This window comes from Pseudomonas sp. TH06 (assembly GCF_016651305.1).
Classification (GTDB): Bacteria; Pseudomonadota; Gammaproteobacteria; order Pseudomonadales; family Pseudomonadaceae; genus Aquipseudomonas.
Window position 1 is genome coordinate 1,840,160 of record NZ_JAEKEC010000001.1, and the last position, 22,854, is coordinate 1,863,013.

22 protein-coding genes are annotated in these 22,854 nt (G+C 60.2%); 14 read left to right on the forward strand and 8 right to left on the reverse strand.

Annotation, left to right across the window (positions count from 1 at the left end; genetic code table 11):
• Positions 1-9: 9 nt before the first annotated feature.
• Both JFT86_RS08155 and JFT86_RS08160 read right to left on the reverse strand, forming a co-directional pair.
• Positions 10-2,427: a penicillin acylase family protein gene (locus tag JFT86_RS08155; RefSeq protein ID WP_201236386.1), complete on the reverse strand. Its 2,418-nt coding sequence runs from the start codon at positions 2,425-2,427 to the stop codon at positions 10-12.
• Positions 2,428-2,529: 102 nt separating this feature from the next.
• Complete coding sequence (locus JFT86_RS08160) at positions 2,530-3,108, reverse strand: DUF6436 domain-containing protein (protein ID WP_201236387.1); 579 nt, start codon at positions 3,106-3,108, stop codon at positions 2,530-2,532.
• A gap of 99 nt (positions 3,109-3,207) precedes the next feature.
• Here JFT86_RS08160 and JFT86_RS08165 point away from each other — a divergent pair, with 99 nt between their 5' ends.
• A complete protein-coding gene (locus JFT86_RS08165) occupies positions 3,208-4,155 on the forward strand; it encodes an alpha/beta hydrolase (RefSeq protein WP_201236388.1) in 948 nt (315 codons plus the stop codon).
• A 104-nt stretch (positions 4,156-4,259) separates the two neighbouring features.
• Here the strand turns inward: JFT86_RS08165 and JFT86_RS08170 are convergent, their stop codons facing one another.
• Positions 4,260-4,991, reverse strand: coding sequence for a DUF2059 domain-containing protein (locus JFT86_RS08170; RefSeq protein ID WP_201236389.1), 732 nt, complete (start codon positions 4,989-4,991; stop codon positions 4,260-4,262).
• A gap of 108 nt (positions 4,992-5,099) precedes the next feature.
• Between JFT86_RS08170 and JFT86_RS08175 the strand changes: the two genes are divergently transcribed.
• Positions 5,100-5,732, forward strand: coding sequence for a 2OG-Fe(II) oxygenase (locus JFT86_RS08175; protein WP_201236390.1), 633 nt, complete (start codon positions 5,100-5,102; stop codon positions 5,730-5,732).
• 2 nt (positions 5,733-5,734) lie between these two features.
• Positions 5,735-6,220 carry a DUF523 domain-containing protein gene (locus JFT86_RS08180; protein ID WP_201238573.1) on the forward strand — a complete coding sequence of 162 codons (486 nt, stop codon included), beginning with the start codon at positions 5,735-5,737 and terminating at the stop codon, positions 6,218-6,220.
• Between the two features lie 120 nt (positions 6,221-6,340).
• Here JFT86_RS08180 and JFT86_RS08185 read toward each other — a convergent pair whose 3' ends face one another.
• Positions 6,341-6,910, reverse strand: a complete 570-nt coding sequence (locus JFT86_RS08185) for a transporter substrate-binding domain-containing protein (RefSeq protein ID WP_201236391.1) — start codon at positions 6,908-6,910, stop codon at positions 6,341-6,343.
• A 135-nt stretch (positions 6,911-7,045) separates the two neighbouring features.
• Here JFT86_RS08185 and JFT86_RS08190 point away from each other — a divergent pair, with 135 nt between their 5' ends.
• Positions 7,046-7,471, forward strand: coding sequence for a DUF4399 domain-containing protein (locus tag JFT86_RS08190; RefSeq protein WP_201236392.1), 426 nt, complete (start codon positions 7,046-7,048; stop codon positions 7,469-7,471).
• A 62-nt stretch (positions 7,472-7,533) separates the two neighbouring features.
• Here the strand turns inward: JFT86_RS08190 and serA are convergent, their stop codons facing one another.
• Complete coding sequence (serA, locus tag JFT86_RS08195; RefSeq protein ID WP_201236393.1) at positions 7,534-8,763, reverse strand: phosphoglycerate dehydrogenase; 1,230 nt, start codon at positions 8,761-8,763, stop codon at positions 7,534-7,536.
• A gap of 206 nt (positions 8,764-8,969) precedes the next feature.
• Between serA and JFT86_RS08200 the strand changes: the two genes are divergently transcribed.
• The 4 genes from JFT86_RS08200 to JFT86_RS08215 all read left to right on the forward strand — a co-directional run bounded on the left by JFT86_RS08200 (position 8,970) and on the right by JFT86_RS08215 (position 13,348).
• A complete protein-coding gene (locus JFT86_RS08200) occupies positions 8,970-10,364 on the forward strand; it encodes an FAD-binding oxidoreductase (protein ID WP_201236394.1) in 1,395 nt (464 codons plus the stop codon).
• 41 nt (positions 10,365-10,405) lie between these two features.
• The gene (locus tag JFT86_RS08205; protein ID WP_201236395.1) at positions 10,406-11,071 is read left to right on the forward strand and encodes a fumarylacetoacetate hydrolase family protein; all 666 of its coding nucleotides are present in this window, start codon (positions 10,406-10,408) and stop codon (positions 11,069-11,071) included.
• A 311-nt stretch (positions 11,072-11,382) separates the two neighbouring features.
• The gene (locus JFT86_RS08210; RefSeq protein WP_201236396.1) at positions 11,383-12,306 is read left to right on the forward strand and encodes an SdiA-regulated domain-containing protein; all 924 of its coding nucleotides are present in this window, start codon (positions 11,383-11,385) and stop codon (positions 12,304-12,306) included.
• Between the two features lie 112 nt (positions 12,307-12,418).
• The gene (locus JFT86_RS08215; RefSeq protein ID WP_201236397.1) at positions 12,419-13,348 is read left to right on the forward strand and encodes an SdiA-regulated domain-containing protein; all 930 of its coding nucleotides are present in this window, start codon (positions 12,419-12,421) and stop codon (positions 13,346-13,348) included.
• 170 nt (positions 13,349-13,518) lie between these two features.
• Here JFT86_RS08215 and rpiA read toward each other — a convergent pair whose 3' ends face one another.
• Entirely contained in the window at positions 13,519-14,193 is a 675-nt protein-coding gene (rpiA, locus tag JFT86_RS08220) for a ribose-5-phosphate isomerase RpiA (protein WP_201236398.1), read from the reverse strand.
• A 313-nt stretch (positions 14,194-14,506) separates the two neighbouring features.
• Here rpiA and ilvA point away from each other — a divergent pair, with 313 nt between their 5' ends.
• Genes ilvA through JFT86_RS08240 form a run of 4 tightly spaced genes read left to right on the forward strand, consistent with a single transcriptional unit; the run spans position 14,507 to position 18,210 of the window.
• Positions 14,507-16,021, forward strand: a complete 1,515-nt coding sequence (gene ilvA / locus JFT86_RS08225; protein WP_041072159.1) for a threonine ammonia-lyase, biosynthetic — start codon at positions 14,507-14,509, stop codon at positions 16,019-16,021.
• Between the two features lie 39 nt (positions 16,022-16,060).
• Complete coding sequence (locus JFT86_RS08230; RefSeq protein ID WP_201231654.1) at positions 16,061-16,474, forward strand: DUF2269 family protein; 414 nt, start codon at positions 16,061-16,063, stop codon at positions 16,472-16,474.
• A 15-nt stretch (positions 16,475-16,489) separates the two neighbouring features.
• Positions 16,490-17,746: an SDR family oxidoreductase gene (locus JFT86_RS08235; RefSeq protein WP_201231653.1), complete on the forward strand. Its 1,257-nt coding sequence runs from the start codon at positions 16,490-16,492 to the stop codon at positions 17,744-17,746.
• Complete coding sequence (locus JFT86_RS08240; protein ID WP_201231652.1) at positions 17,743-18,210, forward strand: DUF2269 domain-containing protein; 468 nt, start codon at positions 17,743-17,745, stop codon at positions 18,208-18,210. The genes JFT86_RS08235 and JFT86_RS08240 overlap by 4 nt, the downstream gene beginning before the upstream one ends.
• A 45-nt stretch (positions 18,211-18,255) precedes the next feature.
• Here the strand turns inward: JFT86_RS08240 and JFT86_RS08245 are convergent, their stop codons facing one another.
• Positions 18,256-18,912, reverse strand: a complete 657-nt coding sequence (locus JFT86_RS08245; RefSeq protein ID WP_201236399.1) for an HAD family hydrolase — start codon at positions 18,910-18,912, stop codon at positions 18,256-18,258.
• A 143-nt stretch (positions 18,913-19,055) separates the two neighbouring features.
• Here JFT86_RS08245 and JFT86_RS08250 point away from each other — a divergent pair, with 143 nt between their 5' ends.
• Together JFT86_RS08250 and ptsP are read left to right on the forward strand one after the other, a co-directional pair.
• On the forward strand, positions 19,056-19,535 hold the full coding sequence (locus tag JFT86_RS08250; RefSeq protein ID WP_003229203.1) for an RNA pyrophosphohydrolase: 480 nt from the start codon (positions 19,056-19,058) through the stop codon (positions 19,533-19,535).
• Between the two features lie 22 nt (positions 19,536-19,557).
• On the forward strand, positions 19,558-21,837 hold the full coding sequence (gene ptsP / locus JFT86_RS08255; protein ID WP_201236400.1) for a phosphoenolpyruvate--protein phosphotransferase: 2,280 nt from the start codon (positions 19,558-19,560) through the stop codon (positions 21,835-21,837).
• 159 nt (positions 21,838-21,996) lie between these two features.
• On the opposite strand, the gene JFT86_RS08260 is transcribed toward ptsP, so the two are convergent.
• Complete coding sequence (locus JFT86_RS08260) at positions 21,997-22,743, reverse strand: NRDE family protein (protein WP_201236401.1); 747 nt, start codon at positions 22,741-22,743, stop codon at positions 21,997-21,999.
• Positions 22,744-22,854: the final 111 nt, after the last annotated feature.

The window sequence follows — 22,854 nt, forward strand, 5'->3', positions numbered from 1 at the left end:
AATCGAGAACTACTGGGCAGTCCGCGCTGGCAACAGTTTCAAGGTGCTGCGGGTATTCGCCGTCACCTCTTCCTCGCTGAAGTGCGCCTGCACATATATCCCGTCGACATACGCCTCAGCCTGATCGTCGTAATGGCTGTCGAACGGCACACCGCTCTGTCCGACCGGATTGATCGTCAAGCTGTGCGCCGGGTCGGCGAAATCCACCAGACGCCGCGTGGAAGGCCCGTAAGTCACCGGCCACGGCGCCGGGCCGATTTTTGCCGAGAGGTTGTTCGGCACTTCATGACTGCCGGGTGCCGCGAACGGCCCGACGTTGAAAATCCGGTCCAGCGGCTTCTGTTGCCCCAGCGGATGCCCGTGGGTCAGCGTGTGTGCCGTGCCCCATTGCCAACCCGCCACATCGTCGCCAAGGGTCAGTTTCAGGTGCTTGATGCTCGCCTGCCACGCTGTACGCACGACATCGGCGCGGGTTTCCTTGTCTGGCGTGTTGCGGTTGTCCCACCACGGTGAATCGGCGTTCGCCGCCAGCCGTGGCAGTGCCGAATCGATCACCCGCGTCGACAACAGCGTCTCGAAAAAATCGTTACCCAACTCATCACGCATCGCCGCATCAGCCAGGTCGTAGAGGAACTGGTTGAATACCGTCGCGTTGACCGAATCCAGTGGATAGTCGCCTTGCCACTGACCCAGTTGCTCGACCAGTTTCAGCTGCGCCGGGTCACTGACCACTTCACGCAGCACCGGCAGCAATGGCGCCAGCAGTCGCGGGCCGTAACCGGTGGCGGTGCCCAGTTGCAGTTTCTGGTTGGCCTCGTTGGTCCACTTCACGCTCTTGTCGCTGAGTTGGCGATTTAGCTGCTGACCCCGGTCGGCGAGGTTGTAGTAACCCGGAATCTCCATGCCGGTCGGCGAAACCGGCTGAAAGTTGGCCGAGACGATGTAGCCACGTGCCGGGTTTTCTTCCTGCGGGTTGGCGCTGAACGGGTAATAACCGTCCTTGTCCGCCTGATTAGTGCTGCCGTCGAGAATGAAGCCCGGTTTCACCCCGGACGGACGCTTGGGCAGCAACGCCGAGGCCCACCAGGCGATATCACCCTTGGCATTGGCGTAAACCAGGTTCAGCCCCGGCGCCTGCACTTTGGCCGCTGCCGCGCGGGCCTTGGCCAGCGTGTCGGCACGGTTGAGCTGATAGAAACCTTCAAGGATCGGGTTCGGTGTTTCGAGGAACGCCCACCACATCGCAATCGGCGTCTTGCCGGCGGCGCTGCCGAGCGCATCGTTGACGATCGGCCCATGCGGTGACTGACGCAAAGTGATCGTCACTGGCGCCTGGCCCTTCACATTGATCTGCTGTTCGGTGCTGACCATGTCGGTCCACTGGCCGCGATACCAGACCTGATTGGGGTTGTCCGGATTGACCTTCTCGGCGATCAGATCCAGATCGTCGTTCTGGAACATGGTCAGGCTCCAGCCGAAATCCAGGTTGTGCCCCAGAAATGCGAACGGCACCAGCGCCTGATGATGGCCGTAGAGTTCGAAACCCGGCGCCGACAACTGTGCCTCGTACCACACCGACGGCACTGAGAAACGAATGTGCGGATCGCCGGCCAGCAGCGGTTTGCCGCTCTGGCTGCGACTGCCCGCGATGACCCAGGCGTTGCTGCCCTCGAACTGCGGCAGGCCGTTGTCGATCAACGCTTGTTCGCTGAGGCGGGCGAGGGCGTTGAGGTCTTTCCAGTCGCCGGCGGCAAGTGCCGGAGTCGGAGTCGGGTTTGCGCGACTCTTCGCCAGCACGCCTTTGGGCTGCCAGTCGAGGTCGAAGACATTGAGGTAATCGGCGCCGAGTTGATCGCGCACGTAAGTCAGCAACGGCTCGGTGCGGAACGCGGCGGCAAAGCTGTAAGCCATGTAACCGGCGACGCTGATGCTGTCTTCGGCAGTGAACGGCCGCTTGGGGATGCCCAGCACGTCGAACTCGACCGGTGCGGCGTGAGTGTCCTGATATTGGTTGATGCCATCCAGATAGGCTTGCAGGCCCTTCCACGCCGGTGACTGCTTGTCGAGACTGGCGACATAACTGGCGGCGCGCTCACGGATGCGCAGGCTGCGAAACAGTTTGTCGGTGTCGAGCAGCTTCGGCCCGAGCACTTCGGCCAGTTCGCCACGGGCGAGGCGGCGCATGGCTTCCATCTGGAACAGCCGATCCTGCGCATGCACATAGCCGAGGGCACGGTAGAGGTCGGTTTCATTCTCGGCGCGGATGTGCGGCACGCCGCGCTCGTCGTAGCGCACGGTCACCGAACCCTGCAGGTTGCGCAGTTCGACCTGGCCCTGGCGGGATGGCTGCTTGCTGTAGACATACCAGCCGGTGCCGGCGAGCAGGACAACGATGAGCAAGGCAAGAACGATGAACACGCGCTTCATGGTGACTCCTTGTGCATGCGGGATTGCCGCCCGTCGGGCTGCAAACAATTAGCACAGACCTTCTGTGCCGTGCAGCGCTGTCCTTGAAAAGTCCGGAATGCCTTACTTCGTTTCTACCGGCCACGGGCAGTAACAGCCGACCGCCAGGGTGTGTGTGGCATTCACCGGGCGATCATCCGTCAGGGCATTGAGGATCGGTTCGATAAAACTGTTACTGGAGTTGCAGGTCAGGCCTTCGCTGTAGGGGCCGAAGTACGCCAGTTTGCCGCTGCGGTCCCAGATCGCCACAGCCGGACTGGCCGGGATCTGCTCGGAACCGGGCAATAAGGTGATGGTTTTCAGGCTGCTTAACGTGGCAGGCAACTGGCCGTGGCTGCCGGCTCTCTGCACGGCAAAAAACTCCACGCCTTTGCCGCTGTACTGCTCGACCATCTCGGTCAGGTGCTGCTGGTTGCCGACGTTGCACGGGCAGGCCGGGTCCCAGAAGTGGACGAGTCGGATATTGCCGGGGCCGGCGAGGTTATCCGGCAGGCGCAACGGATCACCGGAAAACACCGCAGTGTGTTCGCTGAAGGCCCGCAGGTATCGCCCCTGAAACCAGTCATACGCGGCCCACAGCACGCCGGCACACACAAGCGCGAGCAGGCTGGCAAACAGTGCGGTGCGGTAGGGCGAACGCATGGTTTTCGATCCCGAGGAGGTGGGCTAGCTTGCCATGCTTGCCGCGACAGATGAATATCGCAGGCCGATAAAGTCTGTTTACTGTTCTGGAATTGCCTCATGCCTGCCACTTTCGACCCCGATCAAATCCGCGCCAGCCTCAAACCTCTGGCGGAGTGGCAGGCGTTGTCGGAGGAGGCCAAGGCCTATCAGCGGTTCTATAAAACCGACTTCCCCGAGCGTGATGTCTGGCGGGGCATGGGGCGGTTTGCTGTGGACGGTTACGAACTGGTCAGCCATTGCTGGTGGCCGGAGAAGGTCAAGGGCACGCTGTTTCTGCTGCACGGATTCTATGATCACACCGGGCTCTATCGGCATGTGATCGAGTGGGCGCTGGACCAGGATTTTGCCGTGATCGCCTGCGACTTGCCGGGGCATGGTCTGTCGAGCGGGCCGCGAGCGAGCATCCGCGACTTCTCCGAATATCAGGACGCGCTGCAAGCCTTGTTCGCTGAAGCGAATTCGATTGCGCTACCTCAGCCGTGGCACTTGTGCGGGCAAAGTACCGGCGGGGCGATCGTGGTTGATCATGTGCTCAATCATGGCGAGAACAGCCCGGCGCAAGGTCAGTTGATCTTGTTGTCGCCGCTGGTGCGGCCGCGGGCGTGGGGCTGGTCGCAGCTGAGTTACTACCTGCTCAGACCGTTCGTGCGGGGCATCGCCCGGCGCTTCAGCGAGAACTCCAATGACCCGGATTTCCTGCCGTTTCTGCTGGCCGATCCGTTGCAGCCCAAGCGTCTGCCGACGGCATGGGTCGGGGCGCTGTCACGCTGGATCAACCGCGTGGAATACGCGAAAAAAAGTCCGCGACGGCCGCTGATTATTCAGGGGCAGGCGGACATGACGGTCGACTGGCAGCACAATTTGCAGGTGTTGAAGTGGAAGTTCGATCGGCCGCAGATCTTGCTGCTGCCTGAGGCGCGGCATCACCTGGCCAATGAGACGGCGGAGATGCGCGAGGAGTATTTCGAGTTTCTGAGCAAGCGGATTCGGGGCAGAAATCTCTAGCGTCTGTGAGGGCCCTATCGCGAGCAGGCTCACTCCTGCATTTGGAATGCGTACCCCTGTAGGAGTGAGCCTGCTCGCGATAGCGGTCTAAGAAACGACGAAGATCATTGCCCGACCGCCAGGCCTGCGCGAATCGCCGCCAACGCCGCCTGGTAATAAGCCTTGCCCTCAGTCGACTCGGCAAACGTCGCGAACTCTTCCAGCTCTTCATCCGACAAGTCGCGATACACGTAGAGCAGGGTGTTGTTCATGTCCGCGCCAATCTGGTCCATCAAGCGCTGACGCTGGCCGTTCAACATGCCCTGCGCCTGACCGCCACCGAGCAGGCCGGGGATCATCGAACTCAAACTGTCCGCCGCCACGCCGGCAATCGCCAGACTGACTTCAGCGCCAGCCTCACGTGCCGGCAGAGCCTGGGCGAGGTGACCGATGATCAGCAGGCGGCTGTCGCTGGCCGGCATCTTCGGCAGGCCCTTGGCATTTTTTGCCAGTTGATCGCGGCGGGTCGCGAGTAACTCGGCCGCGACGATTTTCTTGCCCAGCGGCGATTGAAAGAACGCCAGGGCCGGCTTCGGATCAGCGAGGTTCTGCCGCAGTTGGGCTTCGGCACGTTGATCCATGGCCTGTGGGGCGAAGCGCTGATTGCTGTTGTTCACCAGCGCTTGAAACACGGCGGGCGGCAGACTGCTTTGATAGCGCTGCTGCGCGGCACTCAGGGCGTCATTGAAATGCGCACGTTGATCTGGCCAGCCGGCGACCTTGTACAGCTGATCGTGGCCGTCCGCCCAGGCGGGCAAAACACAGAACATCAACAGTGAAAAAAGCAAACGGCGCATAGGGACTCCTGTCAGCAGCGGACTATTCTCCGTGCGGTGCCGGTACTTGTCGAGAATTCGTATCCAGCCGCCGCGTGGCTCTGTCGGATTTCTTGCCGCCGACATACTATGCGCGCCATGCAAATATCCTCTGAACACCCGCTGCTGTTACGCATTGTCGACGACCTGGCCGAACACGGCTGGTCGCAGCAGAACATTTTCCTGCCCGCCGGTTTGACCCGCGAGCTGGCGGCCGAGTGCCGCAAACGTGAGGCCGAGGGTGAACTGGCGCCAGCGGCGGTTGGCCGTGGGCCGTTTTCAGAGATTCGTGAAGGTATTCGCGGCGACCATATCCAGTGGATCGATCCCGGTCAGGCCGAGGCCAGCGACCGATATCTGAAGCTGATGGACAGCTTGCGCGAGGCACTCAACCGCGGTTTGTTTCTCGGCCTTGAAGACTTTGAATGCCATTTCGCCCTGTACCCGCCGGGTGCGTTTTATCGCAGGCATGTCGACCGTTTTCGCGACGATGACAAGCGCATGGTCTCGGTGGTGGTCTACCTCAATGATGCCTGGCTGCCGGAGGACGGTGGTCAGTTGCGCATGTACCTGAACGATGAACGCGTGCATGACGTGCAGCCTACCGGCGGTTGTCTGGTGGTGTTTCTCTCCGGCGAAGTACCGCATGAAGTGCTGCCGGCGAACCGTGAACGCCTGTCGCTGACCGGTTGGTTCCGCCGCCGTGGCAACGAGCCGTTCTGATGATGGAAAAGATTCTGGTCAGCCGCTGCCTGTTGGGCCATCGCGTGCGTTACGACGGTGGGGCCAGCGGGCCGTTCGATTTGCTCGAACAGTGGATTGCCGAAGGGCGGGTGGTGCCGTTGTGTCCTGAGGTCGCGGGCGGTTTGCCGACACCTCGTGCCGCAGCGGAAATCCCGGGCGGGCAGGGTAGTGAAGTGCTTGATGGCGTTGCGGCGGTGATCACCACCGAGGGCGAGGATGTCAGCGCGCAGTTTCTGGATGGCGCGCGGCAGGCGCTGGCCTTGGTGCAAAAGCACGGTATTCGGGTGGCTGTGTTGAAAGCCAACAGCCCATCGTGCGGCAATCTGCTGACCTATGACGGGACGTTTAGTGGAGTGAAAGTCAGCGGTGAAGGCGTGACGGCTGCGTTGCTCAAGCGCCATGGCGTGCAGGTTTTCAGCGAACTGGAACTCCCGCAGGCTGCAACAGCCCTGACACAGCTCGATTAAAAGCAAATCGCATATCCCATGTAGGAGTGAGCCTGCTCGCGATAGCGGTGTGTCAGTTAACAATTATGTCGACTGACCTGACGCCATCGCGAGCAGGCTCACTCCTACAGGGTTTTGTGTTCACTCGGGTTTGGGGAACCATTTCGCCGACAGCGCTGCCAGGCGCCCATCTGCCTTGATCCGCTGCATCGCGCTCGCAAGACTGGCCTGAAACGCCGGATTACCCTTCTGAAACGGAATCGCCAACTCCACCGGGGCACTCACCGGCGGCTTCTCTTCAGTCAACGCCTGCACCAGCACCATCGGCCGTGGTTGCTCATCCTTTTTCGCCAGCAGTTGCGAATCAACCTTGCCGTAAGGCTCGCTGAAGTCGAAACGATCCTTGAGTTCAGGTGTCAGTGCTATGTGGTTGAGCGCGACGTCGTACTTGCCGCTTTCAACGCCCTGGAGCAGATCGCCTTCGTCGGTGACGATAAAGTCAGCGCGCACATCGAGCTCGTTGGCCAGCAGTTGTCCCAGCTCGACCTCGAACCCCGTGAGTGTGTCGCCATCCTTGAAATTGAAGGGCGGTGTATTAGCCTCAAGGGCTATGCGCAACTCGCCACGGTCGTTGACGTCATCAATCAGTTCGGCGTGAGCCAAAGGGCTCAAAAGGGGTAGCAGGCAGATCAGGCCAGGCAGAAAACGCATGGTCACTCCTTTGAAATCATTATCGCGACGCTCTGATTCAGGCTCGCTTTGCTATGGTTGTCGAGTGCCTTCGACAACGAAAGGTCATGAAGTTGTCATGACCGTGCGGATTTTACGGAAAAACTGGAGAAGAAAATGAAAAGCTTTATGTCACGTGCAGCGTTGGCCGGTGTGCTGATGGGTGTTTCCGTGCTGGCCAGTGCGGCCACCCCGGCCCCGAAAGGCGCCGAAGTGTTCATCGTTTCTCCCGAGGACGGGGCCAAGGTTTCCCAGGAGTTCAAGGTCAAGTTCGGGGTCAAGGACATCGCGTTGGCACCGGCCGGTGATGTCACCAAAAACACCGGGCATCACCACCTGCTGATCGATGTCGACAAACTGCCGGCCGCCGGTGCGCCAATTCCGAATGATCCGAACCACATGCATTTCGGCAAGGCTCAGACTGAGGCGACGATCAAACTGGCTCCGGGCAAACATACTCTGCAGCTGGAACTGGGCGACAGCGGCCACATGCCGTTCGATCCACCAATCGTCTCGAAGAAAATCACCGTCAACGTCGAATAACGTTTCGGCGTGCATGAAAAAGGGAGCCCGAAGGCTCCCTTTTTTTGTCGCTCAACGCTTGATCAGAACAACACGCGGCTACGAATAGTGCCGTTGATGTGCTGCAGCTTCTCTTGCGCAAGGTCCGAGTACTCGGCGTCGACGTCGATCACCACGTAGCCGACCTTCTCGTTGGTCTGCAGGAACTGACCGGAGATGTTGATGCCGTTTTCGGCGAAGACCTTGTTGATCTCGCTCATCACACCCGGAATGTTCTCGTGGATGTGCAGCAGGCGGTGCTTGCCAGGGTGAGCCGGCAGGGCCACTTCCGGGAAGTTCACCGACGAAACGGAGGTGCCGTTGTCGCTGTACTTGACCAGTTTTTCTGCCACTTCCAGACCGATGTTGGCTTGCGCTTCGGCAGTCGAGCCACCGATGTGCGGGGTCAGGATCACGTTGTCGAGGCCACGCAGCGGGCTTTCGAACTCTTCGTCGTTGGAGCGTGGCTCCACCGGGAAAACGTCGATGGCCGCGCCGATCAGGTGCTTGTCCTTGATCGCGTCCGCCAGGGCGTCCAGCTCGACCACGGTGCCACGTGCAGCGTTGATCAGGATGCCGCCCTTCTTGATGGCGCGGATTTCCTTCTCGCCGATCATCCACTGGGTCGCAGCGGTTTCCGGAACGTGCAGGGTGACGATGTCGGACATGCCCAGCAGCTCGGTCAGGTTGCCGACCTGAGTGGCGTTGCCCAGCGGCAGCTTGGTCACGGTGTCGTAGAAGAACACCTGCATCCCCAGGCCTTCAGCCAGAACCGACAGCTGAGTACCGATCGAGCCGTAGCCGACGATGCCCAGCTTCTTGCCACGGATCTCGAAGGAGTTGGCCGCAGACTTGATCCAGCCACCACGGTGGCAGGAAGCGTTTTTCTCAGGGATGCCGCGCAGCAGCAGGATCGCTTCGGCCAGCACCAGCTCGGCAACGGAACGGGTGTTGGAGTACGGCGCGTTGAACACGGCAATACCGCGCTCGCGGGCAGCACTCAGGTCAACCTGGTTGGTGCCGATGCAGAAACAGCCGACCGCTACCAGCTTCTTCGCGTGATCGAAGATCTCTTCGGTCAGTTGGGTGCGCGAACGAATGCCGATGAAGTGAGCGTCAGCGATCTTTTCCTTCAACTGGGCTTCCGGCAAGGAACCTGTCAGGTATTCGATGCTGGTGTAGCCCGCCGCCTTGAGGACGTCGACAGCCGATTGGTGGACGCCTTCGAGAAGAAGGAACTTGATCTTGCTCTTATCGAGAGAAGTCTTGCTCATCTGCGTAAACCTGTATCCCGGAGAAAAATGGCAGGGAAGGGAGCAGCCTGGAGCTGACCCAAACGGCAGGAAAGCCGTTACCGCAGATCTGGCCTTGGGCACTGGCCTGCGGGGTCGGTATGCTAGCATAGCCGCCCCGCTAAACACTCATTCCTGCGACGTGAAGCGTTCTCAGGATGACCATGAATTGTTCGAGAGTTCTGTCGATGACCAATCCTGCCCTGATTGATGAACTGAAGACCCTGGTCGAGCCTGGCAAGGTCCTGACCGACGCCGACTCCCTGAGCGCGTACGGCAAGGATTGGACCAAGCACTTCGCCCCGGCGCCGAGCGCCATCGTGTTCCCCAAGACCATCGAGCAGGTGCAGGCCGTGGTTCGTTGGGCCAACACCCACAAGGTCGCGCTGGTGCCATCGGGCGGGCGCACCGGGCTTTCCGCCGCGGCGGTGGCCGCCAACGGTGAAGTGGTGGTCTCGTTCGACTACATGAACCAGATTCTCGATGTGAATCTCACCGACCGCACCGCCGTGTGTCAGCCGGGCGTGGTCACCGAGCATTTGCAGAACGTCGCCGAAGAAAAAGGCCTGTATTACCCGGTCGACTTCGCTTCGGCCGGTTCCAGCCAGATTGGCGGCAATATCGGCACCAATGCCGGCGGGATCAAGGTGATTCGCTACGGCATGACCCGCAATTGGGTCGCCGGCATGAAAGTCGTCACCGGCAAGGGCGACGTACTCGAACTGAACAAAGACCTGATCAAGAACGCCACCGGTTACGACCTGCGTCAGCTGTTCATTGGTGCTGAAGGCACCCTCGGTTTTGTCGTCGAAGCGACGATGCGTCTGGATCGCGCACCGAAAAACCTCACCGCGATGGTCCTTGGTACCGCCGATTTCGACTCGATCATGCCGGTGTTGCACGCCTTCCAGGGCAAGCTCGACCTGACCGCGTTCGAATTCTTCTCCGACAAAGCTCTGGCCAAGGTCATGGGACGTGGCGATGTGCCGGCGCCGTTCGAAACCGACTGCCCGTTCTACGCCTTGCTGGAATTCGAAGCGACCAGCGAAGAAGTGGCCAACAGCGCCCTGGAAACCTTCGAGCACTGCGTCGAGCAGGGCTGGGTGCTGGACGGCGTGATGAGCCAGAGCGAAACGCAGCTGCAGAATCTGTGGAAACTGCGCGAGTACATCTCCGAAACCATCTCGCACTGGACGCCGTACAAGAACGACATTTCGGTCACCGTCTCGAAAGTGCCAGCGTTCTTGCAGGAAATCGACGCAATCGTCGGCGAACACTACCCGGATTTCGAAATCGTCTGGTTCGGCCACATCGGCGACGGCAACCTGCACCTGAACATCCTCAAGCCGGAAAACCTGAGCAAGGACGAGTTCTTCGCCAAGTGCGCCACCGTCAACAAGTGGGTGTTCGAAACCGTCGAGAAGTACAACGGTTCGATCTCCGCCGAACATGGCGTCGGCATGACCAAGCGCGATTACTTGACCTACAGCCGTTCGCCGGTTGAGATCGAGTACATGAAAGCGGTCAAAGCGGTGTTCGACCCGAACGGCATCATGAACCCGGGCAAGATCTTCGCGGTTTGATTGGCAATCCTTGATGAATCAATGAAGGCAGGAGTCGGTAAATGAGCTATCAGCACCAGTATGTCGACGGCACGCGCATCCACTTCCCGATCGGGAAAGTCGTGTGCATTGGCCGTAATTACGCCGAACACGCCAAGGAACTGGACAACCCGGTCCCTACCGAACCGCTGCTGTTCATCAAGCCGGGCAGTTGCGTTGTCGAGTTGGAGGGCGGTTTCAGCATTCCGACCGAGCGTGGTTCGGTGCATTACGAAGCGGAAATCGCCGTGTTGATCGGCAAGCCGCTGTCGACCAAGCCGAGCCGTGAAGAAGTGCTCGACGCAATCTCCGGTTTCGCCCCGGCGCTGGATTTGACCCTGCGCGACAAGCAGGCCGAACTGAAAGCCAAGGGCCTGCCATGGGAAATCGCCAAGTCGTTCGACGGCGCGGCGGTGATTGCACCGTTCGTGGTCGGCAGCACATTTGCTGACCTCACCGACATCGGCATTCGCCTGACCATCAACGGTGAAGTGCGTCAGGACGGCAACAGCAGCGCGATGCTCAATCCGATCGTGCCGATGATCCAGCACATGGCCGGCTGCTTCTCGCTACAGGCCGGTGACGTGATCCTCACTGGCACGCCAGTGGGCGTTGGTCCGCTGAATGTCGGCGATGACATCGTCCTCGAACTGGTTGGCGCCAGCAGCTTCACCAGCAGCGTTCGCTAACCGCCACACCGCAACACCCTCTGTAGGAGTGAGCCTTTGTGGTGAGGGGATTTATCCCCGATGGACTGCGCAGCAGTCCCCTTCTTTTTGGATCAAAAGAGGGGGTCGCTTCGCGACCCATCGGGGATAAATCCCCTCACCACAGGCTTGCTCCCACATTGCTTGTGTGTCGTGGCCCGCAATGGCGCAGGGCAATCCCGCCATTTGCCGTTTTTTTCACATCTTGTACGGATAATTCCTCTCATTCTGGCGTCTTAGCCGGCCTCTTTATGCTATTACCCATAGCCTGAAATTTCGGAAAGCGTCCCTCGATGTCATCTCAAGCTCAGCTCAAAAACTCTCGCCGCTCACGATTCGCCCTGAGCTGGTACGCCTGTCTGCTGCTGGTGATTGCCGTTGCGTATGCGCTGGCGTTCGTCATGCATTGGGATGATCGCGGCGTGCTGTGGCTGCAGGAGCGCTTCGAAAGCCAGGCCGAGCAGAAAGAAAGCATCTGGCTGCCGGACTATCGGGTGGTCATCGATGCCAAGCCGCTGACGGGCATGGAAAAGGACGAGGCCTCCGACCTGTCCTACAACCCGCAGACCAAAACCCTATTTTCGGTGATGGGCAAAAACCCGTTTCTCGCCGAGCTGACTCTGCAAGGGGAAGTGCTGCGCAAAATGCCGCTGGTGGGCTGGAGCAATCCGGAAGGCCTGACCGTCATGGAAAACGGCTTGATGGCGATTGTCGATGAGCGCCAGCACATGCTCTCGATCGTCAAAGTCGATGCCGATACCCGTGAACTGAACATCGCCAATTTCCCCAAATACGACCTCGGTCCGTCGAAAGACCAGAACAAGGCCTTTGAAGCGATCGCCTGGGACCCGCGCAACCACCAGTTGTGGCTGGGTGAAGAGCGCCCGCCGGCGCTGTTCACCTGGAAAAGCGATGGCAGCCAGACCCTCAACGGCGACAAGCAGAAACTGGCCAGTGATGAACTGGACATCCGTAATCTCTCTGCGCTGGCAATCGACCCGCGCACCGGCCATACGCTGGTGCTGTCCGCCGATTCGCACCTGTTGCTGGAGCTGGACGAGAAGGGCGATCAGGTCAGTTTCATGACCCTGCTCGGCGGCTTCAATGGCTTGAAGACAACCATTCCCCGCGCTGAAGGCGTGACCATGGACGAGGCGGGCACGCTGTACATGGTCAGCGAGCCGAACCTGTTCTACCGCTTCGAAAAACAGAAATGATGTTCCTGAGCTGCCACATGGTTCTCTTGTGGTCGCGGGCAAGTGGCCATTAAGCTCCAGTTCAGACAGGCGTGATATTTCATCCGCCTGTTTTGATTCCGAGCCCAGCCGAATGCGTCGACTTGCCCGTCCCAAACCCATTGTCATCATCCTCTCGGTGATTGCCCTGATCGCGTTGATTGCGATCGGCCAATACATGCGCCTGTTCGAGCGTGCCTGGTTCAACCTGCACACTATGTGGCAGCCGCTGAACACTGAGGCCATTGGCCTGGATCAATATCGGGTGGCGATCGAGGCGCGGGTGATCGAAGGCCTGGAGGACGATGTTTCCGCGCTGACCTTCGATCCGGTGCGCAAAAGCCTGTTCACCGTGACCAACAAGAATGCCGAACTGGTCGAGCTGTCGCTGGAAGGCAAGATCCTGCGGCGCGTCGCTCTGATCGGTTTCGGCGATCCCGAAGCGGTCGAGTACATCAGCGCCGATACCTATGTCATCACCGACGAACGCCAGCAGCGGCTGATCAAGATTCATCTGCAAGACGACACGACTTTCCTCGACGCTGCGGACGCCGAGCAGATGACGCTTGGCGTGCATATGGCGGGCAACAAGGGCTTCGAAGGCCTGGCTTACGACTCGGTGGGCAAGCGCTTGTTTGTCGCGAAAGAGCGCAATCCGATGCTGATCTACGAAGTGCACGGTTTCCCGCACTTCAATCCGGAAAAATCCTACGCGGTGCATGTGATCAACAACCCCAAGCGCGATGCCGGGATGTTTGTGCGTGATCTGTCGAGCCTGCAATACGACGGGCGCAGCGGCCATTTACTGGCGCTGTCGGACGAGTCGCGGTTGATTCTGGAGCTGGATGTGGACGGACGTCCATTGAGTACGATGTCCATCAGCGGCGGTCGCCAGGGATTGCAGAAAACCGTACCGCAGGCGGAGGGCATTGCGATGGATGATGACGGAGCGTTGTATCTGGTGAGCGAGCCGAACCTGTTTTACGTCTTCAAAAAACCAGCACAGCCTCGACCAGCACCATAAAACACTGTGGGAGCTGGCCCTGTGGTGAGGGGATTTATCCCCGATGGGTCGCGAAGCGGCCCCAGAAAAGGGGTCTGCTGCGCAGTCCATCGGGGATAAATCCCCTCACCACAAAGGCTCACTCCTACAGGGGGTATTTCATCTGCCCATAAATTGTGGGCAATCTGGGCTTAATCAGCCTTCAGGGTTTTCACGCCTTCGCTGGTACCCAGCAACAGCAAATCCGCCGGACGCGCCGCGAACAGACCGTTGGTGACTACGCCGACAATCGCATTGATCTGTGCTTCCAGTTCGACCGGGTTGGTGATCTGCAGGTTGAACACGTCGAGGATGATGTTGCCGTTGTCGGTCAGCACGCCTTCGCGGTAAACCGGGTCGCCGCCCAGTTTCACCAATTGGCGAGCGACGTGGCTGCGCGCCATCGGAATCACTTCCACCGGCAGCGGGAATTCGCCCAGTACCGGCACCAGTTTGCTGGCGTCGGCGATGCAGATGAAAGTCTTGGCCACGGCCGCGACGATCTTCTCGCGGGTCAGCGCAGCGCCGCCGCCCTTGATCAGGTTCAGGTGGGCGTCGCTTTCATCGGCGCCGTCGACGTAGAACTCCAGGTCGCTGACGGTGTTCAGCTCATACACCGGAATTCCGTGGCCTTTCAGGCGTGCAGCGGTGGCTTCGGAGCTGGCGACTGCGCCATCGAACGCGCCCTTGTGCTGGGCCAGAGCGTCGATGAAGCAGTTGGCGGTGGAGCCGGTGCCGACCCCGACGATGCTCTTGTCGTCGAGTTTCGGAAGGATGAAGTCGACGGCGGCCTGAGCCACTGCCTGTTTGAGTTGATCCTGGGTCATGCGGGCTCCGGAAGCGGGCAAGGGGAGAACGGAAAGGCCGGCATTATATCCCCATGCCCGGCGAAAACCTCCTGTGGTGAGGGGATTTATCCCCGTTCGGCGGCGCAGCCGTCGTAAAACCTGAGAACGCTGTATTTCTGAAAGAATGCCGGGGAGCGCTTCGCACTCCAACGGGGATAAATCCCCTCGCCACAATGGTGCTCGCTCAAGAATGGATTTCCAGACCGTAAAACCACCTGTTTAGTGTGGTCGCCCGGGCAAAAGCCGGGTTAGACTCCTTGGCCCTGCCCAACCCGCTCAGTGATGCTTTCCGATGCTCGAACAGTACGTCAAAAAGATCCTCACCTCGCGCGTTTATGACGTTGCCGTAGAAACCCCGCTGCAGAACGCTCGCCAGCTCTCCGAGCGGCTGGGCAATGACATCTGGCTCAAGCGCGAAGACTTGCAGCCGGTGTTCTCGTTCAAGATTCGCGGCGCCTACAACAAGTTGACCCAACTGACCGACGAAGAGCGCGCCCGTGGCGTGGTCACCGCATCGGCGGGCAACCATGCGCAGGGTCTGGCCCTGGCGGCGAAAGTGCTGGGCGTCAAAGCCACCATCGTCATGCCCAAGACCACTCCGGAGATCAAGGTTGAAGGCGTGCGTTCGCGCGGCGGCAAAGTGGTACTGCATGGCGACTCGTTCCCGGAAGCTTTGGCCTACTCGCTGAAACTGGTCGATGAAAAAGGCTACGTCTACATTCACCCGTACGATGATCCGCACACCATTGCCGGGCAGGGCACCGTGGCGATGGAAATTCTGCGTCAGCACCCGCAGCCACTGGACGCGATTTTCGTCCCGGTCGGCGGTGGCGGGCTGATCGCCGGCATCGCTGCGTACGTGAAATACCTGCGGCCGGACATCAAGGTCATCGGCGTCGAGCCGGACGACTCCAATTGCCTGCAAGCCGCGATGGCGGCGGGCGAGCGCGTGGTGCTGCCGACAGTAGGCATCTTCGCCGACGGCGTGGCGGTGGCGCAGATCGGTCAGCACACCTTCGACATCTGTAAGGATTACGTCGATGAAGTGATCACCGTCAGCACCGACGAGATCTGCGCGGCGATCAAGGATATCTACGACGATACCCGTTCGATCACCGAACCTGCCGGCGCCTTGGGCGTGGCCGGGATCAAGAAATACGTCGAGCTGCGTGGCGTCAGCGGCCAGACCTTCGTCGCCATCGACTCCGGGGCCAACGTCAACTTCGACCGCTTGCGCCACGTTGCCGAGCGCGCCGAACTGGGTGAAGGACGCGAAGCGATCATCGCCGTGACCATCCCCGAGAAGGCCGGCAGCTTCAAGGCGTTCTGCGAGGCCATCGGCAAGCGTCAGATCACCGAATTCAACTACCGCTACAACACCGGCAGCGAAGCGCACATCTTCGTCGGCGTGCAGACTCACCCGGAAAACGATCCGCGCAGTGCTCTGCTCGCGAGCCTGACCGAGCAGGGTTTCCCGGTCCTCGACCTGACCGACAACGAACTGGCCAAGTTGCACATTCGTCACATGGTCGGTGGGCATGCGGCGCACGTTATCGATGAAGTAGTGTTTCGCTTCGAATTTCCGGAGCGTCCGGGGGCGCTGTTCAACTTCCTCAACAAGCTTGGCGGGCGCTGGAACATCTCGATGTTCCACTACCGCAACCACGGCGCGGCGGATGGCCGAGTGGTCGCGGGTCTGCAAGTACCGCATGACGAGCGTCATCTGGTACCGGCGGCGCTGGAAGAAATCGGCTACCCGTACTGGGATGAGAGTGAGAACCCGGCCTATCAGTTGTTTCTTGGCTAAGCGGCTACGCTGAAGGGCACGTCCCAAGGAAGACAAAGTATGGAAACCCTGACCACCCTGAAAGTCCTGCATGTCGCCGCGACAGTCGTGTTGCTGGTCTGTGGTATCGGCCTCGCGTACCTGGCCTGGCGCAAGCGCAGCGAGGGAGCGGCGAGCACGTTACGTCGCCCGTGGATTTTCGTCTGGTGCCTGATGTTGCTGTGCATGTTCAGCATGCCCTTCAGCGGCTGGTGGCTGGTGCACCTGGTTGGCTGGCCGTTGGGGCAGACCTGGATGCTGTTTTCCAGCGTGATCTACGCCGTGGCGACGCTCAGCACATTATGGTTGCTGGCGCGCCTGAACCGCGTGCGGATCGGCCAGGCCGGTCATTGGAAATTCACCCTGATTCTGGCAATCATCAGCGCCATCGGATTTCTCGCGATTGCCGGATTGATGGGCGCAAAACCGGTTTAAGCCACAAGGATTGTGATGAAAATTCTCTTGGTGGGCGGCACCGGGTTTGTCGGCCGCCACCTTCTGCGTGCGCTGTGCAACGCAGGCCATTTCGTCATTGCTACCAGTCGCGAACCGCAAGTGCCGGGATGGCCAAGTGTCGAATGGCGCCAGCTCGACCTCGGTGTGCTGGCGGTTGATCCCGCACATTTTGCTTTGCCTGACGGTATCGACTTGCTGATCAATGCCGCCGGCTTGTTGAGCGTGGATGAGCAAGCGTTGAGCCTGATCCAGGATCGTGGCGCTCGGGCATTGTTCGATCTGGCCGCACGCCAGAGCGTTCGGGTTCTGCAGATTTCAGCGCTGGGTGCAGCGGCACAATCCGATGTGCCGTTTCTGGCGAGCAAAGGCCAGGCTGACGACTATCTGCTGAAGCTGGACACCGTCGCGGTGGTGCTGCGCCCTTCGCTGGTGCTCGGCGCCGGCGGGACGAGCAGTCTCTGGCTCGCGGGGCTTTCGCCCTGGCCATTGATTCCCTTGCTGGATCTCAAGGCCCGCTCGCAACCCATCCATATCGATGATGTGGTAGGCGCGGTACTGGCGCTGTTGCGGCAATGGCCGGCGCATTCGCGGGTTTTGCCGTGTGTCGGGCCTGAGCCGATGACGCTGGCTCAGGTCATTGATTGTTTGCGCCGGGCGCAGGGTTGGACGCCGGGGCGATACGTACAGATACCGAAACTGTTGCTGCGCACGGGCAGTTGGCTGGGAGAGCGTTTCGGCTGGCGAGCATTGAATCGGCAGAGCGTGAAACTGGCGCAGCGTGACAACCTCGCTGATCCCGATGTGCTGACTTCCAATTGCGGCTATCAAGCCGCTGCGCTGCACACTCGCCTGCAAGATTGGCCGAGTGTTTCCCAGAGTGCTCAACGCGCGTTGCGCCCGTTGATGCTGGTGGTAATGGCGCTGATCTGGCTGGGTACTGCTGCGGTGTGCCTGGGCCCCGGTTACCCATGGGGCCTGCGGATCATGGCCGAAGCCGGCGTGCATGGCTTGTGGGCACAGTGCGCGGTGATCGCTGGTGCCATGATCGATGGGGTGTTGGGTGTCGCCATGTTGTTCAGCCGTTGGCGCCGGCAAGCGTTGCGACTGCAATTGGGGTTGATGCTCGCCTACACCGTCTTCATAAGTTTCGTGCTGCCCCACTATTGGGCTGATCCTTACGCGGCCGTCGGCAAAAATCTGGTGCTGATGGTGGCTACTTTATGGCTTCTGTGGACTGAACCTCGCCGATGAGCGCTTATCTGCTGCTGAAAACCCTGCATATTCTGTCGTCGACGATTCTCTTCGGGCTGGGTGCCGGTTCGGCTTATTACGCGCTCAGGGCGTGGCGTTCGGGCAAGGTCGAAGTGATTGCCGTGACCTTCAAGCATCTGGTGTTTGCCGACTGGGCGTTCACTGCCACGACGGCCGTGTTTCAGCCGTTGAGTGGCCTGGGGTTGATGCACATGGCCGGTTGGCCGCTGCAGCAGACGTGGCTGATGTGGAGCATTGGCCTGTATGTCCTGGCCGGGGTTTGCTGGTTGCCGGTGGTCTGGTTGCAGATCCGCGTGCACCGGATGGCCGATCAGGCGCTGTTGCAGGGAACGCCGATGCCTTTAAAAGCCTCGACCTACATGCGCTGGTGGTTTGCCTTGGGATGGCCGGCATTTCTGGCGTTTATGGGGATTTTCTACTTGATGGTGGCAAAGCCTGCGTGAGGCTGTGCCCACAGCCATGTCGAAAGCGCTGTGGGCAAGCGGATATCAGTCGCGCAGGCTGATGACCGGCCAGCCACGTTTCTCGGCTTCGGCGCGCAGATTCGGGTCCGGGTCGACAGCCACCGGGTTCGCCACTTGCTCAAGCAATGGCAAATCGTTCATCGAGTCGCTATAGAAATAGCTGTCGTCCAGCGAGTATCCGGTCTCTTCCAGCCAACGATTCAGGCGCGTCACCTTGCCCTCGCGGAAGCACGGAATGTCGGTGCTGCGCCCGCTGTAGCGGCCATCAACCATCTCGCACTCGGTGGCGATCAGGGTTTCGACACCCAGACGAACGGCAATCGGCGCAGTGACGAAGCGGTTGGTCGCGGTGATGATCACCAGTTTATCGCCGGCATCGCGGTGCTTTTTCAGCAGGTCCAGCGCTTTCGGCAGCACGATTGGCTCGATGCAGTCGCGCATGTAATCGCTGTGCCATTGATCGAGTACGGCCATTTCGGTGCGGCCAAGGATCTCCAGGCAGAAGTTCAGGTAGGCTGCGTTATCCAGTTTGCCGGCCAGGTAATCCTGATAGAACTCGTCGTTGCGCGCCTTGTAGGCGATCGGGTCGAGAAAGCCGCGTTCACACAGATAGTCGCCCCAGGCGTGATCGCTGTCGCCGCCCAGAAGGGTGTTGTCCAAATCGAATAGAGCCAGGCGCATTGCAGTTACCCGCTGATAAGTCTGTAAAAAGGCGACAAGAATACGGTCTTTTCACAAGAGTGCACATAAGGTAGGAAGCTTCGTTGCCGCCTTATCAACCTTTGTGGAACAATGCGGCGACATGCGTTTGCGAGGTTGTTGCCGTGATCGACCCCGATGGTTTCCGCCCCAATGTCGGGATCATTCTGACGAATGACGCCGGCCAGGTGCTATGGGCTCGCCGTATCAATCAAGATGCCTGGCAGTTTCCGCAAGGGGGAATCAACCCTGAAGAGACGCCGGAAGACGCCTTGTACCGCGAGCTGAACGAAGAAGTTGGCCTTGAACGTGAAGATGTTGAAATACTCGCCTGCACCCGGGGCTGGTTGCGCTATCGTTTGCCGCAACGTCTGGTGCGTACCCACAGCCAACCGCTGTGCATCGGCCAGAAACAGAAGTGGTTTCTCCTGCGCCTGATCTCCAACGAGCAGCGGGTGCGGATGGATTTGACCGGTAAACCGGAATTCGATGGCTGGCGCTGGGTCAGCTATTGGTATCCGTTGGGCCAGGTGGTGACATTCAAGCGCGAGGTGTATCGCCGCGCCCTCAAAGAGCTTGCCCCGCGCCTTTTAGCGCGCGACTGACGACGGAGTTCGACCCCGAGCCATGCTCAATACGCTGCGCAAGATCGTCCAGGAAGTTAACTCCGCCAAGGATCTCAAGGCGGCGTTGGGGATTATTGTGTTGCGCGTCAAAGAGGCCATGGGCAGCCAGGTCTGCTCGGTCTACCTGCTTGATCCCGAGACCAACCGCTTCGTCCTGATGGCCACCGAGGGCTTGAACAAGCGCTCGATCGGCAAGGTCAGCATGGCACCCAACGAAGGTCTGGTCGGTCTGGTCGGCACGCGTGAAGAACCCCTGAACCTCGAAAACGCCGCAGATCACCCGCGCTATCGTTACTTTGCCGAGACTGGTGAAGAGCGTTACGCCTCGTTCCTCGGTGCACCGATCATTCACCACCGCCGCGTCGTCGGTGTGTTGGTCATTCAGCAAAAAGAACGTCGCCAGTTCGATGAAGGTGAAGAAGCCTTCCTCGTGACCATGAGCGCGCAGCTCGCCGGCGTTATCGCCCACGCCGAGGCCACCGGATCGATCCGCGGTCTGGGTCGTCAGGGCAAGGGTATTCAGGAAGCCAAGTTCGTCGGTGTGCCGGGTTCGCCGGGTGCGGCGGTCGGTACCGCCGTGGTCATGCTGCCGCCAGCCGATCTCGACGTGGTGCCGGACAAGACCATCACCGACATCGACGCTGAGCTGGCGCTGTTCAAGACCGCCATCGAAGGCGTGCGCGCCGACATGCGCGCATTGTCCGCCAAACTCGCGACCCAGCTGCGCCCGGAAGAGCGTGCGCTGTTCGACGTCTACTTGATGATGCTCGACGATGCCTCGCTGGGCAGCGAAATCACCACGGTGATCAAGACCGGCCAGTGGGCCCAGGGCGCGCTGCGTCAGGTGGTCACTGAGCACGTCAACCGTTTCGAACTGATGGACGACGCCTACCTGCGTGAGCGCGCCTCGGACGTCAAGGATCTCGGTCGCCGCCTGCTCGCCTACTTGCAGGAAGAGCGCCAGCAGAATCTGGTCTACCCGGAAAAAACCATTCTGGTCAGCGAAGAGCTGACCCCGGCGATGCTCGGCGAGGTGCCGGAAGGCACGCTGGTCGGTCTGGTCTCGGTACTTGGTTCGGGTAACTCCCACGTTGCGATTCTGGCCCGGGCCATGGGCATTCCGACGGTGATGGGTCTGGTCGACCTGCCGTACGCCAAGGTCGACGGCATCGAAATGATCGTCGACGGCACGCGCGGCGAGGTCTACACCAACCCGAGCGAAGTGCTGCGCAAACAATTCGCCGAAGTCGTCGAAGAAGAGAAACAACTGGCGCTGGGCCTCGACACCCTGCGTGACCTGCCGTGCGTGACCCTAGATGGCCACCGCATGCCGCTGTGGGTCAACACCGGTTTGCTGGCCGATGTGGCGCGGGCGCAGAAGCGTGGCGCCGAAGGTGTCGGCCTGTACCGCACCGAAGTGCCGTTCATGATCAACCAGCGCTTCCCGAGCGAGAAAGAACAACTGGCGATCTACCGCGAACAGCTCGCCGCGTTCCATCCGCAACCGGTGACCATGCGCAGCCTGGATATCGGCGGTGACAAGTCGCTGTCGTACTTCCCGATCAAGGAAGACAACCCGTTCCTCGGCTGGCGCGGCATTCGCGTGACGCTGGATCACCCGGAAATCTTCCTGGTGCAGACTCGCGCAATGCTCAAGGCCAGCGAAGGTCTGAACAACCTGCGGATTCTGCTGCCGATGATCTCCGGCACCCATGAACTCGAAGAAGCCCTGCACCTGATCCACCGAGCCTGGGGCGAAGTGCGCGACGAAGGCACCGACGTGCCGATGCCGCCAATCGGCGTGATGATCGAGATTCCGGCAGCGGTCTACCAGACCAAGGAATTGGCGCGGATGGTCGACTTCCTGTCCGTCGGTTCCAACGACTTGACCCAATACCTGCTGGCAGTCGACCGCAACAACCCACGGGTGGCCGACCTCTACGACTACTTGCATCCAGCGGTGCTGCAAGCGTTGCAAACCGTGGTCCGCGATGCGCACGCCGAGGGCAAACCGGTGAGCATCTGCGGCGAAATGGCCGGTGATCCGTCAGCGGCTGTGCTGTTGATGGCGATGGGTTTCGACAGCCTGTCGATGAACGCCACCAACTTGCCGAAGGTGAAATGGATGCTGCGTCAGGTCAATCTGAGCAAGGCCAAGGAGTTGCTGGCCGAGCTGATGACCATCGACAATCCGCAAGTTATCCACAGTTCGCTGCAACTGGCGCTGAAGAACCTTGGGTTGTCGAAGATCAATCCGCCGGCGGTCAACAAAGCCCTCTAACACCCTGAGGGCCCTGTGGCGAGGGAGCTTGCTCCCGCTGGAGTGCGGAGCGCTCCCAATTCGGTCAATGAGGTTCTTCAGAGAAATCGCATTGGCTGAATTGCGGCTGCTTCGCAACCGAGCGAGAGCAAGCTCCCTCGCCACAATGGTTGCTCGCTTTCAGGTATTGATCTCCACCTCCCCCAAATGCCCGCCATACGGCCCAAAACTTCGCTCCACCATCCGCCGCGTCCCGTCCGCCTGCACGATCAACGCCGTACTCGCCCGCGTCCCATAACTCTGGCTGGCAATAAACACACTCGACAGCAGTGACTCTGTCGCCAGACCCACGCCAGTGTCCGGCAACTCGGCAAACGGCGCGGTCTGCGCATCCCCCAGCAATTCCAGCAGCCGCGCAGGCTGCGGATCATCCAGCACTGCGCTCAACGCCGCCCTGGCCTTGAGCAATTTAGGCCACGGCGTATCCAGCCCGGCATTGGATAACCCGTAGACACCGGGCTCAAGCATCACCGGCTCCGACATCCGCGCATTGAAGTGCCACAGTTCATGGCTGTTTCCGAGCAGCAGATTGAACCCGGCATATTCCGGCGCACGCCCGACCACATCGTTCAAATAATCATCAATCGACGCATCGCCCGTCAGAAACCGCGCCACCAGTTCACCCCGCGATTTGCGCGCTGGTGGTTGGTGCGGATCGCGAATATTGGTCAGCGCGGCGAATCGGCCATTGGCGCCAATGCCGAGCCAGGTGCCTCCGGCTTCAAGATCACGTCCGGCATGCACGTGCGGCACCTCCGGCCATTGCGCCAGCGGCAGGCTTGGCCGGGCATAGAACTCGTCACGGTTGGCCGCGACGATCAGCGGCTGGGCATGGCCCGGGCGCCAGGCGAAAACAATCAGGCACATAAGGTGGTCCTTGTGTGTTTTTTGCCCACTCTACGCATCCAGCGTCCGTGCATCCATCGTAAGTGGAGCCTGAGGCCATGCATCCGTTACCATGCCGCTCCGGTTTTGCGG

What these genes read in the sequence shown, in the direction of transcription:
- JFT86_RS08155 (WP_201236386.1), bottom strand. Translation starts at nt 2,427, where the DNA reads ATGAAGCGCGTGTTCATCGTTCTTGCCTTGCTCATCGTTGTCCTGCTC.
- JFT86_RS08160 (WP_201236387.1), bottom strand. Translation starts at nt 3,108, where the DNA reads ATGCGTTCGCCCTACCGCACCGCACTGTTTGCCAGCCTGCTCGCGCTT.
- JFT86_RS08165 (WP_201236388.1), top strand. Translation starts at nt 3,208, where the DNA reads ATGCCTGCCACTTTCGACCCCGATCAAATCCGCGCCAGCCTCAAACCT.
- JFT86_RS08170 (WP_201236389.1), bottom strand. Translation starts at nt 4,991, where the DNA reads ATGCGCCGTTTGCTTTTTTCACTGTTGATGTTCTGTGTTTTGCCCGCC.
- JFT86_RS08175 (WP_201236390.1), top strand. Translation starts at nt 5,100, where the DNA reads ATGCGCGCCATGCAAATATCCTCTGAACACCCGCTGCTGTTACGCATT.
- JFT86_RS08180 (WP_201238573.1), top strand. Translation starts at nt 5,735, where the DNA reads ATGGAAAAGATTCTGGTCAGCCGCTGCCTGTTGGGCCATCGCGTGCGT.
- JFT86_RS08185 (WP_201236391.1), bottom strand. Translation starts at nt 6,910, where the DNA reads ATGCGTTTTCTGCCTGGCCTGATCTGCCTGCTACCCCTTTTGAGCCCT.
- JFT86_RS08190 (WP_201236392.1), top strand. Translation starts at nt 7,046, where the DNA reads ATGAAAAGCTTTATGTCACGTGCAGCGTTGGCCGGTGTGCTGATGGGT.
- serA (WP_201236393.1), bottom strand. Translation starts at nt 8,763, where the DNA reads ATGAGCAAGACTTCTCTCGATAAGAGCAAGATCAAGTTCCTTCTTCTC.
- JFT86_RS08200 (WP_201236394.1), top strand. Translation starts at nt 8,970, where the DNA reads ATGACCAATCCTGCCCTGATTGATGAACTGAAGACCCTGGTCGAGCCT.
- JFT86_RS08205 (WP_201236395.1), top strand. Translation starts at nt 10,406, where the DNA reads ATGAGCTATCAGCACCAGTATGTCGACGGCACGCGCATCCACTTCCCG.
- JFT86_RS08210 (WP_201236396.1), top strand. Translation starts at nt 11,383, where the DNA reads ATGTCATCTCAAGCTCAGCTCAAAAACTCTCGCCGCTCACGATTCGCC.
- JFT86_RS08215 (WP_201236397.1), top strand. Translation starts at nt 12,419, where the DNA reads ATGCGTCGACTTGCCCGTCCCAAACCCATTGTCATCATCCTCTCGGTG.
- rpiA (WP_201236398.1), bottom strand. Translation starts at nt 14,193, where the DNA reads ATGACCCAGGATCAACTCAAACAGGCAGTGGCTCAGGCCGCCGTCGAC.
- ilvA (WP_041072159.1), top strand. Translation starts at nt 14,507, where the DNA reads ATGCTCGAACAGTACGTCAAAAAGATCCTCACCTCGCGCGTTTATGAC.
- JFT86_RS08230 (WP_201231654.1), top strand. Translation starts at nt 16,061, where the DNA reads ATGGAAACCCTGACCACCCTGAAAGTCCTGCATGTCGCCGCGACAGTC.
- JFT86_RS08235 (WP_201231653.1), top strand. Translation starts at nt 16,490, where the DNA reads ATGAAAATTCTCTTGGTGGGCGGCACCGGGTTTGTCGGCCGCCACCTT.
- JFT86_RS08240 (WP_201231652.1), top strand. Translation starts at nt 17,743, where the DNA reads ATGAGCGCTTATCTGCTGCTGAAAACCCTGCATATTCTGTCGTCGACG.
- JFT86_RS08245 (WP_201236399.1), bottom strand. Translation starts at nt 18,912, where the DNA reads ATGCGCCTGGCTCTATTCGATTTGGACAACACCCTTCTGGGCGGCGAC.
- ptsP (WP_201236400.1), top strand. Translation starts at nt 19,558, where the DNA reads ATGCTCAATACGCTGCGCAAGATCGTCCAGGAAGTTAACTCCGCCAAG.
- JFT86_RS08260 (WP_201236401.1), bottom strand. Translation starts at nt 22,743, where the DNA reads ATGTGCCTGATTGTTTTCGCCTGGCGCCCGGGCCATGCCCAGCCGCTG.